Annotated in this window: 12 protein-coding genes; 2 read left to right on the top strand and 10 right to left on the bottom strand. The window is 63.6% G+C overall.

Annotated elements, in window-relative coordinates:
* A partial coding sequence (locus ADADOO_RS12395; protein ID WP_511277813.1) for a SulP family inorganic anion transporter occupies nt 1-905 on the top strand: 905 nt, incomplete at its 5' end.
* Nucleotides 906-914: 9 nt separating this feature from the next.
* On the opposite strand, the gene serB is transcribed toward ADADOO_RS12395, so the two are convergent.
* From serB to ADADOO_RS12345, 10 genes are all read right to left on the bottom strand, one after another.
* A complete protein-coding gene (gene serB, locus ADADOO_RS12390; protein WP_511277812.1) occupies nt 915-1760 on the bottom strand; it encodes a phosphoserine phosphatase SerB in 846 nt (281 codons plus the stop codon).
* A 23-nt stretch (nt 1761-1783) separates the two neighbouring features.
* A complete protein-coding gene (locus ADADOO_RS12385) occupies nt 1784-2086 on the bottom strand; it encodes a DUF167 family protein (RefSeq protein WP_511277811.1) in 303 nt (100 codons plus the stop codon).
* A gap of 111 nt (nt 2087-2197) precedes the next feature.
* Nucleotides 2198-3271, bottom strand: coding sequence for a 3-deoxy-7-phosphoheptulonate synthase (locus ADADOO_RS12380; RefSeq protein WP_511277810.1), 1074 nt, complete (start codon nt 3269-3271; stop codon nt 2198-2200).
* Between the two features lie 2 nt (nt 3272-3273).
* Nucleotides 3274-6825, bottom strand: a complete 3552-nt coding sequence (gene mfd, locus ADADOO_RS12375; protein ID WP_511277809.1) for a transcription-repair coupling factor — start codon at nt 6823-6825, stop codon at nt 3274-3276.
* A gap of 144 nt (nt 6826-6969) precedes the next feature.
* Nucleotides 6970-7173: a hypothetical protein gene (locus tag ADADOO_RS12370; protein WP_511277808.1), complete on the bottom strand. Its 204-nt coding sequence runs from the start codon at nt 7171-7173 to the stop codon at nt 6970-6972.
* Nucleotides 7174-7254: 81 nt separating this feature from the next.
* Nucleotides 7255-7848 carry a hypothetical protein gene (locus ADADOO_RS12365; protein ID WP_511277807.1) on the bottom strand — a complete coding sequence of 198 codons (594 nt, stop codon included), beginning with the start codon at nt 7846-7848 and terminating at the stop codon, nt 7255-7257.
* Nucleotides 7845-8939: an AmmeMemoRadiSam system radical SAM enzyme gene (gene amrS, locus ADADOO_RS12360; protein WP_511277806.1), complete on the bottom strand. Its 1095-nt coding sequence runs from the start codon at nt 8937-8939 to the stop codon at nt 7845-7847. The genes ADADOO_RS12365 and amrS overlap by 4 nt, the downstream gene beginning before the upstream one ends.
* The gene (gene amrA, locus ADADOO_RS12355; RefSeq protein ID WP_511277805.1) at nt 8936-9484 is read right to left on the bottom strand and encodes an AmmeMemoRadiSam system protein A; all 549 of its coding nucleotides are present in this window, start codon (nt 9482-9484) and stop codon (nt 8936-8938) included. The genes amrS and amrA overlap by 4 nt, the downstream gene beginning before the upstream one ends.
* Nucleotides 9477-10280, bottom strand: coding sequence for an AmmeMemoRadiSam system protein B (gene amrB, locus ADADOO_RS12350; protein WP_511277804.1), 804 nt, complete (start codon nt 10278-10280; stop codon nt 9477-9479). The genes amrA and amrB overlap by 8 nt, the downstream gene beginning before the upstream one ends.
* A gap of 10 nt (nt 10281-10290) precedes the next feature.
* Entirely contained in the window at nt 10291-11547 is a 1257-nt protein-coding gene (locus ADADOO_RS12345; protein WP_511277803.1) for an MgtC/SapB family protein, read from the bottom strand.
* A 41-nt stretch (nt 11548-11588) separates the two neighbouring features.
* Between ADADOO_RS12345 and ispD the strand changes: the two genes are divergently transcribed.
* Nucleotides 11589-12253, top strand: a 665-nt coding sequence (gene ispD, locus ADADOO_RS12340; RefSeq protein ID WP_511277802.1) for a 2-C-methyl-D-erythritol 4-phosphate cytidylyltransferase, incomplete at its 3' end; no start/stop codon positions are given.

The raw sequence follows: 12253 nt of genomic DNA, 5'->3' as shown, positions 1-12253 counted from the left end.
TGATGCTGATCGGCATGGTGCAAAGCATCACGATGGCCCAGGCGCTGGCCATCAAACGGCGCGAGCGGATCGATTCCAATGCCGAACTGGTCGGTCTCGGCGCCGCCAATGTCGTAGCGGGATTTTACGGTGGCATGCCGGTCGGTGGTGGCCTGTCGCGTTCGGCCATCAATGTTGCGGCGGGCGCGCAGACACCGCTGGCCAGCATGCTTTCCGCACTGGCCATGATCGGCGTCGTCGCCGGTGGGGCCCAGTGGTTCGAGCGCTTGCCCCTGGCCGTGCTGGCGGCAAGCATCATGATGGCGGCAATCTCGATGATCGACCTGCGTGCATTCCTCCAGGCCTGGTCCTACGACCGGGCCGATGCCCTGGCTTTGCTGTGCACAGCCGGTGGCGTTCTGCTCTTTGGCTTGGAGGCGGGGATCGGCATGGGCATCGTGTTGTCGATGGCGACCTTGTTGTATCGCACCAGTGTTCCGCATATCGCCGTCGTCGGGCGGGTGCCCGGTACCGAGCATTTTCGCAATGTTGCGCGTTTCGAGGTTGAGACGCTGCCCGGCGTACTTTTTGTCCGCATTGACGAGCGCCTGTTCTTCGGCAACCTGGGCGCTGTCGAACAGCGTCTGAATCTGGAACTGGAGCGCGTCGCTGACGCGCACGATCTGGTGCTGGTGATGAGTGGCGTTAATTTGCTAGATACGACAGCTGTCGAGGTATTCGCCGAGCTCAATCAGGATCTGGCCGAGCGAGGCATCAAGTTGCATCTGGCTGAGGTCAAGGGGCCGGTGCAGGACAGGCTGATGAAATCCTTGCTGTGGAGCACGCTGACCGGCGAGGTTTTTCTGTCGGCCAATGCAGCTTACGAAAAGCTGGCGCCGGCTGAGGTGTGGTGCCCGGAAATATAAACGCCCGTCTTATTTTTCGTCGAATAGCTTGAGCAGTGAATCCAGCCCGCCAAAGTTGATTGCCACATTCGCCTTGGCGCGCGTCGCCGGTTTGGCGCGAAACGCCACCGAGAGACCGGCCTGGGCCATCATCAGAAGATCGTTGGCGCCATCGCCACAGGCAATGACCTGCTCTTTGTTTAACCCCAACTCGTCGGTCAGACGGGCGAGGTGGTGAGCCTTGGCAGCGGCATCGACGATGTCACCGATAACACGGCCGGTCAACTTGCCACCGGAAATTTCCAGCTCGTTCGAGGTGGCAAAATCAAAACCGAGTTCGATGCGCAGGCGCTCGGTGAAATAGGTGAAGCCACCGGACAGGATGGCCGTGCGCAGGCCGGCGTTCTGGCAGGCTTCGAGCAGTTCGCGGGCGCCGGGAGAGAGCAGCAGGCGTTCGCCAAAAACGCGGGCGAGGACCCGGGCATCGAGCCCGGCGAGCAGCGCCAGTCGGCGGCGCAGGCTTTCGCGGTAATCGATCTCACCGCGCATAGCCGCTTCGGTGACGGCCGAAACTTCCGCTTTTTTGCCGGCGAAATCAGCCAGTTCATCGATGCATTCGATGGTGATCAGCGTCGAATCCATGTCGAAGCAGATCAGGCCGAAGTCGGACAGCTTCTTGCCGGTCTCGACGAAGGCCCAATCGAGTCTTTCGGCTTCGATCAATGGAATCAGTGCATCGAACGCCGTCGTATGGGTCGCGCTTTTGAGGCGGACGACCTGCGGCGGCTGCGGTTCTACGGTCGACGCCCCAGTCGCGGCAAAAATGCGTTCGAGCAGAAAAGTGGGCAGGGCGCCGCCCTGGATGATCAGGTTCATGGTGTTCGGTGGGGACGAGACTTTCAGGGCGCGTCGCTCAGGTGTCTGGCGATCACCGCCGGCAATTGCTGCGGCGAACGAATGCGCAGCCGCTTGTTGACGTTGAAGCGGCCGGCGAGCACTTCGATGTCGACCGGCGAAACGGCGAACTCCCCGGCCAGGAATCGCACCATGTGATCGGTCGCGCGGCCGGCCACCGGCGCCGCCGTGACGCTGACCATGAGCTGCTTGCCCTTTACTTTGCCGATCGCATCGCGGTTGGCGTTGGGCTGGCCGAGAATGTTCAGCACCAAGTTATCACCCTCCCAGGCGCAGCAGGTTTCCATGGAATTTCCTTCGTCGGTGTCGCTGGCGCGATGGCGTGGTTTGGTGCGTTTCATCTTTTTCGTGGCCAAAGAACTCGCCCGGTCGCTGGTTGGCATTGCCGCGGCCGTGGCTTAGCGCAGGCGTTCCGGCAAGACATCGCGGAGCAGTACCGCGGCGTCACGGATCATCTTTTCGGTGGTTGCCCAATCAACACAGCCATCGGTAACGGAGCAGCCGTACTTGAGCTGGCTGAGGTCGGCCGGGATGGACTGGTTGCCGGCTTCGATGTTGGATTCGATCATGACGCCGACCAGCGACTTGTTGCCAAGGCGGACCTGGTTGACGATGTCGGCCATGACCAGCGGTTGCAGTTCGGGCTTCTTGAAGCTGTTGGCGTGCGAGCAGTCGACGACGATGTTGTGCGGCAGCTTGGCCTTGTCGAGGGCCTGTTCGATCATGGTGATCGAAACGGTGTCGTAGTTCGGGCGGCCATCGCCACCACGCAACACGATGTGGCCGTAGCCGTTGCCCTTGGTGCGAACGATGGCGACGCGGCCCTGGCTGGTCAGGCCGAGGAAGGAGTGCGGCTTGGCGGCGGAAAGGACGGCATTGACCGCAACGCTGAGGTCGCCGCTGGTGCCGTTCTTGAAGCCGACCGGGGTAGACAGGCCGGAAGACATCTCCCGGTGGGTCTGCGATTCGGTGGTTCTGGCACCGATGGCAGTCCACGTGATGAGGTCGCCGTAGTATTGCGGGGCGTTCGGGTCGAGCGCCTCGGTGCCGGTCGGCATGCCAATTTCGGCAACCTGGAGGAGGAATTCGCGGGCCTTGGCCATGCCGACGTCGATCTGGAAGCTGTCGTCCATGAACGGGTCGTTGATGTAGCCCTTCCAGCCAACCGTGGTGCGCGGCTTTTCGAAATAGACGCGCATGATCAGTTGCAGGGTGTCGCCGACTTCTTCGGATAGCGCCTTCAGGCGGCGGGCATAGTCGAGGCCGGCCACCGGGTCGTGGATGGAACACGGGCCGACCACGACAAACAGGCGATGGTCCTTGCGATCAAGGATGTTGCGCAGCACATGGCGACCGTGGGTGACTGTCTTGGTCGCTTTCTCGGAAAGCGGCAGGCGGGCGTGGATTTCTTCCGGCGTCGGCATTTCGTCGAAGGCGGTGACATTGATGTTATCGATGTGATGTGTGGTCATGGTCATTTGCTCAACTGGCGAATCATGTCTTTCACCGCGACGACCTTGTCGTTCAACGTCGGGCAGTGGCGTAAAAGGGAAAGTTTATCCTGTCCTGCCAGCTTATAGCTGCGGTCTTTCTGAATCAAATTGATTATCTTCATCGGCTCGATTGGCGGATTTTTCGAGAACTCGGGGCTGAACTGGATGGTGATCTGGTCGTTGGTCGCATCGAGCTTCTGGATGAGTAGCGGCTTGACGAGCAGGCGCAGGCGGTGCGTGGCAAGCAGGGATTGGGCTTGCAGCGGCAGTTCACCGAAGCGGTCGATCAGTTCTTCCTGCAGCGTATCGATTTCCTCGACGCTTTCACCGTTGGCCAGGCGCTTGTAGAGGGTCAGGCGTTCGTGTACGTCGGGGCAGTAGGCGTCGGGCAGAAGGGCCGGGGTGCGCAGATTGATTTCGGTGCCGATACCGAGCGGCTGGGTCAGGTCGACCGCCGCCAGGTGCTTGCCCTGTTTCAGTGCGGCAACGGCACGGTTAAGCATGTCGGCGTAAAGGTTGAAGCCGACTTCCTGCATTTCGCCGGACTGGTTGTCGCCGAGCACTTCGCCGGCGCCACGGATTTCCAGGTCGTGCATGGCGAGGAAGAAACCGGAGCCGAGTTCTTCCATGGCCTGAATGGCTTCGAGGCGCATCTTGGCCTGCTTGGTCATCGCCTTGTCGTCCTGGACGAGGAGGTAGGCGTAGGCCTGGTGGTGCGAGCGGCCGACCCGGCCGCGCAACTGGTGCAACTGGGCGAGACCGAATTTCTCGGAACGGTTGATCAGGATGGTGTTGGCGTGCGGGTTGTCGATGCCGGTTTCGATGATGGTCGTGCACAGCAGCACGTTGGCGCGCTGGCCGGTGAAGTCGCGCATGACGCGCTCCAGTTCGCGCTCGTTCATCTGGCCGTGGCCAATGACGATGCGCGCTTCGGGCACCAGTTTGGCGAGTTTTTCCTGCATGTTGGCGATGGTGTCGACTTCGTTGTGCAGGAAGTACACCTGACCGCCACGCTTCAGTTCGCGCAGCACGGCTTCGCGGATGATGCCGTCGGAGAAGTTGGAGACGAAAGTCTTGATGGCCAGGCGCTTTTGCGGTGCCGTGGCGATCACCGAGAAGTCGCGCAGGCCTTCCATCGACATCGCCAGCGTGCGCGGGATCGGCGTCGCGGTGAGGGTCAGGACATCGACCTCGGCGCGCATTGACTTCAAGGTTTCCTTCTGGCGGACGCCGAAACGGTGTTCCTCGTCGATAACGACAAGGCCGAGGCGCTTGAATTTGACGTCCTTGCCGATCAGCTTGTGCGTGCCGATGATGATGTCGATCTTGCCTTCGGCGAGCTCCTGCAAGGCTTGCGCCGATTCCTTGGCGGTTTTGAAGCGGGAGATTTCGGCGATCTTGATCGGCCAGTCGGCGAAGCGGTCAGTGAAGGTCTGATGATGCTGTTCGCAGAGCAAGGTAGTCGGGCAGAGGACGGCGACCTGCTTGCCGCCGGCCACCGCGCAGAAGGCGGCACGCAGGGCGACTTCGGTCTTGCCGAAGCCGACGTCGCCGCAAACCAGGCGGTCCATCGGTTTGCCGGAGCGCATGTCGTCGATGACGGCGGCGATGGCCGTCGCCTGATCGTTGGTTTCCTCGAAGCCGAAACCATCGGCGAAGGCTTCGTAATCGGTTTCCTTGAAAGTGAAGGCGTGACCTTGACGGGCGGCGCGGGCGGCGTAGAGGGCGAGCAGTTCGGCGGCGGTGTCGTGCGCCTGCTCGGCGGCCTTGCGCTTGGCCTTTTCCCACTGACCGGAACCGAGCGTGTGCAGCGGTGCGCCTTCCGGGTCGGCGCCGGAGTAACGCGAAATGACGTGCAACTGGGCGACCGGGACAAACAGCTTGGCCTCATTGGCGTAGTGCAGTTCGAGGAATTCCTGCTCGCCGAGGCCGAGATCCATCCGGACCAGACCCTGGTAACGACCGATACCGTGGCTTTCGTGCACGACCGGGTCGCCGACTTTGAGTTCGGTGAGATCCTTGAGCCAGTTGTCGAAGGTGGCTTTCTTCTGCGCTTCGCGCCGAGAGCGGCGTGGTGTGCCGGCGAAAAGCTCGGTTTCGGTGATGAACGCCAGCTTTTCCAGGGCAAAGCCGGCTTGCAAGGGGCCGATGCCCAGTGCCAGTTGGACCTTGCCGGTCAGGAATGTCGGCAGATCGGAGCAGGTTTCGGGTTTCAGGCCGTGTTCGGCAAACATCGCAGTCAGCGTTTCGCGGCGCCCGGCGGTTTCCGCCAGCAGCAGCACGCGGCCCGGGAAGCTGGCCAGGTAGTTTTTCAGCGCGCCGAGCGGGTCTTCTGCCCGGCGGTCGACAGCGAGACTGGGCAAGGAATTCGCTCCTCCCCCTTTATGTCCCGCAGGGACGGTATCCCCTGGGGCAAGGGGGAGACTGGGAGGGGGATGGATTCCGGCTGTATCGCCAGCCTCCGCAACCCCTCCCCTCCCTGGCCCTCCCCTTGAAGGGGAGGGAAGATGGAGTCGACCGTACGATTTGGCTGCCGTGAAGAAGGCTTCGTCGGACAGGAATAGTTCGTCAGGCGGCAGCAACGGTCGGGCCTTGTCGCCCTGCAGCAGGTTGTAGCGCGAGCGGGTGTCGTTCCAGAAGGCGGCGATGGCGGCCGGGGCGTCGCCGTGGGTGACGAAAACGGCGTCCTTAGGCAGGTAGGCGAAGAGGCTCGCCGTTTCGTCGAAGAACAGCGGCAGGTAGTACTCGATGCCGGCGCTGGCGATGCCGGACGAAATATCCTTGTAGATGCCCGACTTGGCCGGGTCGCCCTCGAAACGCTCGCGGAAACACTGGCGGAAGTGGGTACGGCCCTTGTCATCCATCGGGAATTCACGGGCCGGCAGCAGATGCACTTCGGGCACCGGATAGACGGTGCGTTGGGTGTCGACGTCGAAGGTCTTGATGCTCTCGATTTCATCGTCAAACAGGTCGAGCCGGTAGGGGAGCTGCGAGCCCATCGGGAAGAGGTCGATCAGCCCGCCGCGAATCGAGTATTCGCCGGGCGAGACGACCTGCGTGACGTGGGCGTAACCGGCCAGCGTGACCTGACTGCGGAATTTGTCGGCGTCGAGTTTCTGGCCCTTCTTGAAGGCGAAGGTATAGGCGGCCAGGAAGGCGGGCGGGGCGATCCGGTAAACCGCCGTCGAGGCCGGCACGAGCAGGATGTCGATGTCGCCCTGGGTGGCGGCCCACAAGGTGGCGAGCCGCTCGGAGACAAGATCCTGGTGCGGCGAGAAATGGTCGTAGGGCAGCGTTTCCCAGTCCGGCAGCAGACGGACGCGCAGCGCCGGGCCGAACCACGGGATCTCATCGAGCAGGCGCTGGGCATCGGCGGCGCTGGCGGTGACGACGGCGAGCAGCCGGCCGGGACTGCGCACGGCGATCTCGGTCAAGGCCAAGGCGTCGGCGGAACCGGCCAACAGCGGCAGATCGACGCGGGCGCCGGCCTTGGGCAAGGCGGGAAGGGAGAGCAGGGGCTGTGCAGCGGGCACGCGAGGGATGGGCAGCGTTTAGGGGCACGAATTATAGCGTTATACGAACGGGCGATTCCGCCGCTGCGCTTCTATTCATCCGCCTTTTTCAGACCGTAACCGCACCCCCCAACGCAGGGAACGGGAAGCCCCTATCAACAGGGCTCAGTGTGCCGGCTGGCTAGCCGTCAGGGTTTCCTCGCTGGCTTCTTCGCTGATTCCGCTGGATTCGGTGAAATAGCCGCACAGCGGACATTTGAAGCCGGGCGGGCAGTCGTGTTCGCGGGCGCATTCGGCCTGAGTTTCATCGGTCAGGACCATTTGGCGGACAGCTTCGCAACGGGCGAGGGGGGAATCGAAGAAGGACATCGGAGTCTCCGGAATTGTTGTTTACAGTTTCAGTCTAGTCCGGATGCGGCCAAATGCCATGGCCATTGCGGAATCCCACGGTCAACCGGGAAAAAGGTCAAAAAACCAGGTCGCGGCAAGGGCCGCCGGGTCTTCGCCGATCTCTACGAGCCGCATGGCGTGAACGCCGCCGAGGTGTGAGGTCGCCCGCTGGTAGGCAGCTTGGCCGATCAGGTCAGCGGCATCGAACAGCATGAGCAGCGGTGCAACGAGCAGGTCGAGCGCCTGAATCCCGGCCCGATCGATCAGCCCACCATGGCAGGCGACGGCCCTGACCAGCATGTCGCGCCGGGCGGCGGCGCGGATGGCAGCCGGCCCAACGTCGCCGCTGGTAAAAATGGCCAGCGGCAATGGCGCCATGTCGCCGTCCTGGCGCGTCAGGTCGAGAATGTCGATGAGGCGCTGGGTCAGGCGCGGCACGTTTTGCGTGGCGTCGGGGAATTGCACCTCCTGGGCGGTGAGCAGTTCCATGGTCAGGGTGGCGCAGCCGAATTCGGCGAACGCTGACGCAATGGCCGCGTCCTCCTCCGCATGATGGACGCGGGCGATCAGGATCAGGCCGCGCGGGGCGTCGGGCAAATTGAGCTGGCCGTGCAGCGAGCCGTGCGGGGTGTGCAGGGTGATGAAGCGGTTCATGCCGCGAGATGGACGGGAATGCGATTCGGGCCGAAGGCCTTGCCGTCCCGACCGAGCGTCTTGCCGAAGCGGCCGGCGATGGCGGTCGAGCAATGCGGGCAATGGCCTTCCGGCGTCAGGTCGTAGCGCTGGATGTCGTACCAGTCGCGGACGATCAGGGCGGCGTGGCAGCTCGGGCAGAAGGTGGTGCCGCCTTCGGGGTCGTGCACGTTGCCGGTGAAGACGTGGTGCAGGCCGGCGTCGAGGGCGATGCGCCGCGCCTGGATGAGCGTTGCCGGCGGTGTCGGCGGGATGGCGTCCATCTTCCAGTCGGGGTGGAAGGCGGAAAAGTGCAGCGGCACGTCGGGCCCGAGTTCGCGGGCGACCCAGGTGGCCAGTTCGTTGATCTCCGGTGCGCTGTCGTTCTGGCCGGGGATGAGCAGGGTAGTGATCTCCAGCCAGCAGTCAGTTTCGTGGTGGATGTAGGCGAGGATGTCGAGCACCGGTTGCAGGTGGCCGACGCAGAGCTTGTGATAAAAACTCTCGGTAAAGGCCTTGAGATCGACGTTGGCAGCATCCATGACGGCGAACAGCTCGCGGGCCGGTGCCGCGTGGATGTAGCCAGCGGTGACGGCAACGTTGCGGATGCCCTGCTCGCGGCAGGCGAGCGCCGTGTCGATGGCGTATTCGGCGAAGATGACCGGGTCGTTGTAGGTGTAGGCCACGGCATCGGCGCCGTAGCGGCGGGCGGCGGCGGCGATCATCTGCGGGCTGGCGGCGTCCATCAGGCGGTCCATGTCCTTCGATTTGGAAATATCCCAGTTCTGGCAGAACTTGCAGGCCAGGTTGCAGCCGGCGGTGCCGAAGGAGAGGATGCTGCTGCCCGGGTAGAAGTGGTTGAGCGGCTTCTTCTCGATGGGGTCGATGCAGAAGCCCGACGAGCGGCCGTAAGTCGTCAGCTGCATGGCGTTGTTGACCCGTTGGCGAACGAAGCAGGCGCCGCGCTGGCCTTCGTGCAACTGGCAGTCGCGCGGGCAAAGGTCGCACTGGACGCGACCGTCGGGCAGGGCATGCCACCAGCGGCCGGGGAACAGGGATTCGGGTTGGCTCATGGTGCAGCCTCCTTCCATTTTTTGACGGTGTAGCGTTCGAGGCGGATGTCAGAGCCCCAGTAATTGGCCGGTAGCCCGGCCTTCTGCTTGAGGTGGGCCATGAAGACGACCGGGGCGGGCAGTTGCTCCCAGACTTGCGGCAAGAAAGTCGAACGACGATGGCCCGCAGTGAAGATCACGCCATCGATATCCGGGCGCAGTTGATCCAGAGCGTCGGCCTCGCTGGTAAATGGTATTGGCTCGGGCGGCGTCAGTAGCGAGACTTCGACGCGGGTGATCGGCAACTCGTCGATCGTCAGTGGCGCGAAGCGCGGGTCGCCAAAGGCGGCGGCCAGCGCGTTTTCGTGAACGTCCTGGGCCAGCGGCCGCCAGGCTTCGAGGCTGCCGATGCAGCCGCGCAGATTGCCGTGCTGGGTTAGCGTGACGAAGGTGGCGCCCGGTTTGTGCAATTCCGGGCTGTCGTCGGCCGGGTTCTGCGTCAGACCGAAGTGAGCAGACAGGGCGTTGCGGGCCAGGGTCAGGAGCGTGCTTCCGAGATCAGGCATGATGGCTGGCCTCGCTGAAGGAAAAAGCCGCGTAGCCAACGACACGACTCCTGTCACCAACTGTGTCGCCGGAATTGCACAGACCGAGCAATGTCGGCGTCAGGCCGTGCTGGCGGGCGGCGAGCAGCAGGCCGTTGATCGGGTAGGCGCCGCAGGCCTGTTCGGGATGAATGTGGGTGTCGAGTTGCAGGATGTGCCGGCAGGTGTTGGCGTCGACTTGCTGGGCGGTGGCGTAGGCCAGGAAGTGCGAGAGGTCGGAACTGACGACGATGAGCGTTTCCGGCCCGCCCCATAGCCGGTCGAGGACTTCGCCAACGGCCTCCGGCGTGGCGTGACCGACGGCCAGCGGGACGAGCGTGAAATGTTCCAGCACGCGCTGCAGGAAAGGCAGATGGACCTCCAGCGAATGTTCGTAGGCATGAGCGTGATCGCTGAAAACGATCTGTGGCAGATCGGCGATGGCGGCGATGGCCTGGGCGTCGAGGCGGATGGTGCCGAGCGGCGTCGAAAAGGCCTCGGCCTCGGGCAGCGCGATGCCGTCGACGGCAACACGGTGCGTCGGGCCGAGCAGGATGACCCGATGAATATGCTTCGCCCACGGGGCCAGCGTGGCGTATGCCGTAGCGGCCGTTGAGCCCGAATAGACGTAGCCGGCATGCGGGACGACCAGGGCCTTGGGCTGGCAGCCGGAAACCGGTTCGGCCTCGGCCAGCAGTTGATCGACGGTTTTTGCAAGCGCGGCCGGATCACCGGGGTAGAAGGCGCCGGCGACGGCGGGAGGACGGGTGTTGAGCATGGTCGTCTCCTTAAATGATCATGAGCCCGGCGGCCATGCCGCCACCGATGGCGAACAGACCGGGCAGGGCGGCACGGGCGAGCCTGGCGCCGCCGATGCTGACGACCAGCCCGATCTTGAAGACCAGGTTGGCGAGCAGGGCCAGGGTGACGCCAATGACGGCATCGCCGCTGACCACCTTGTCGAGGTTGAACAGGCGCAGGGTGGACAGGACGCTGGCGTCGGCATCGGTCAGACCGGACACCAGCGCCACGATGTACAGGCCGCTGCTGCCGGCGATGTCCTGCAGCCAGGCCGAGGCGAGCAGCACGACGGCGTAGAGCAGGCCGAAGGAAACGGCGGTACGCATTTCGGTCGGATTCTTGACTTCCGGCATGGGCAGCGGGCCACCGTCGCTGAGCACCTTCCAGCGATACAGCGCCATGGCCACGCCGGGCACGATGCCGCAGGCGAAAACGATGGCGATCGGTGTCGCCAGGCTGGGCGCGACGACGCTGGCGACCAGCCACAGGCGGATCATGACCATGACGTTGGCGATCAGGATGACGATCGCCGACATGTGGATCAGGTCGGCATGGTCGCGGGCGTGGCGGGAGAACATCATGGTTGTTGCGGTCGACGAGGCCAGACCGCCGAAAATGCCGAGCAGCGCCGCGCCGTGCCGGGCGCCGACGATGCGCAGCGCGAGATAGCCGGAGAGGGCGAGGCCGGAGATGAGCACGACCATGTACCAGACCTGGCGCGGGTTGATGGCGTTGTACGGCCCGAAATCCTCGCTCGGTAGAATGGGCAGGATGACCAGTGAGAGCACGGCGAACTGCAGGATGGAGTTGATGTCCTTGGGCGTTGTCCGTTCGCTGAACTGGCGCAGTTCGGCCTTGAAATAAAGGAGCACGGTGGTCGTGATGGCGAGCATGACGGCCAGCGTCGCGTAGCCGAACCAGACAGCGGCGCCCAGGCCATAGGTGATGATGATGGCCGCTTCGGAGGTGAAGCCGCGATACTGTTCTTCCTGCTGGGCTGAAAAATTGGAGGCGACCATGCTCCCCGAGATGACGAGCAACCCGGTCACCAGCAACCAGGGTCCGCCGGTTTTTTCGCCGAGCAGCGCAAACAGGCAGCCGAGCATGGCGACCAGGGCAAAGGTGCGCAGGCCGGCGGAGGCGTCCGGACGCCGCTCGCGCTCCATGCCGATGAGCAGGCCGATGCCGAGCGCCGTGGCAAAAGCCTCGACGGGGGCAGCCAGTTCCGGGACCACGAAGGTCATACGAATCCTCTTTTGCGATGGTTCTTCAGTAAAATTAAGCCATGCCACGCCATTACGCAATCGTTCCCGCTGCCGGCAGCGGTTCCCGCTTCGGTAGCGAGAAGCCCAAACAGTACCTCGACCTGCTCGGTCGCCCGCTGATTTTCCACACCTTGAAGGCTTTGACCGCTTGTCCGGACATCGAACGGGTGTGGGTCGTGCTGGCTCCGGATGACCCGTGGTGGCCGCGCTACGATTGGAGCGAACTCGGCCCCAAGCTCGAAACCGTGCGCTGTGGCGGGGCGACGCGGGCGGCAAGCGTCAGCAACGGATTGCGCGCGGCGGCCATGGTCGCTGCTGACGACGACTGGATTCTCGTACACGACGCGGCCCGGCCCTGCCTCTCGGCTGCCATGCTCGATGCGCTGTTTGCCGAGCTGGCCGATGATCCGGTCGGCGGCATCCTCGCCGTGCCGGTCGCCGATACCATCAAGCGGGCCGATGCCGAACAGCGCGTCGCCGCCACCGAGCCACGTGACGGTTTGTGGCAGGCGCAGACGCCGCAGATGTTTCGCTACGGTCAACTGGAAAAATCGCTCAAAAATGCAATGTCGGTCACCGACGAAGCTGGCGCCATCGAGGCCATGGGCCTCCAGCCGAAACTCGTGCGCAGCGATGCGACCAATCTGAAAGTCACCTATCCGGCCGACCTCGCCTTGGCCGCGAT

The sequence above is a fragment of the Azonexus sp. genome, from assembly GCF_036170495.1.
In the GTDB taxonomy this organism is placed as follows: Bacteria; Pseudomonadota; Gammaproteobacteria; order Burkholderiales; family Rhodocyclaceae; genus Azonexus.
Note: the sequence above shows the minus strand (reverse complement) of the source record. Positions and strands in the feature narration are given on the sequence as shown.

What these genes read in the sequence shown, in the direction of transcription:
- ADADOO_RS12365 (WP_511277807.1), bottom strand. Translation starts at nt 7,848, where the DNA reads ATGAACCGCTTCATCACCCTGCACACCCCGCACGGCTCGCTGCACGGC.
- amrB (WP_511277804.1), bottom strand. Translation starts at nt 10,280, where the DNA reads ATGCTCAACACCCGTCCTCCCGCCGTCGCCGGCGCCTTCTACCCCGGT.
- ADADOO_RS12370 (WP_511277808.1), bottom strand. Translation starts at nt 7,173, where the DNA reads ATGTCCTTCTTCGATTCCCCCCTCGCCCGTTGCGAAGCTGTCCGCCAA.
- ADADOO_RS12380 (WP_511277810.1), bottom strand. Translation starts at nt 3,271, where the DNA reads ATGACCACACATCACATCGATAACATCAATGTCACCGCCTTCGACGAA.
- amrS (WP_511277806.1), bottom strand. Translation starts at nt 8,939, where the DNA reads ATGAGCCAACCCGAATCCCTGTTCCCCGGCCGCTGGTGGCATGCCCTG.
- ADADOO_RS12385 (WP_511277811.1), bottom strand. Translation starts at nt 2,086, where the DNA reads ATGGAAACCTGCTGCGCCTGGGAGGGTGATAACTTGGTGCTGAACATT.
- amrA (WP_511277805.1), bottom strand. Translation starts at nt 9,484, where the DNA reads ATGCCTGATCTCGGAAGCACGCTCCTGACCCTGGCCCGCAACGCCCTG.
- serB (WP_511277812.1), bottom strand. Translation starts at nt 1,760, where the DNA reads ATGAACCTGATCATCCAGGGCGGCGCCCTGCCCACTTTTCTGCTCGAA.
- ADADOO_RS12345 (WP_511277803.1), bottom strand. Translation starts at nt 11,547, where the DNA reads ATGACCTTCGTGGTCCCGGAACTGGCTGCCCCCGTCGAGGCTTTTGCC.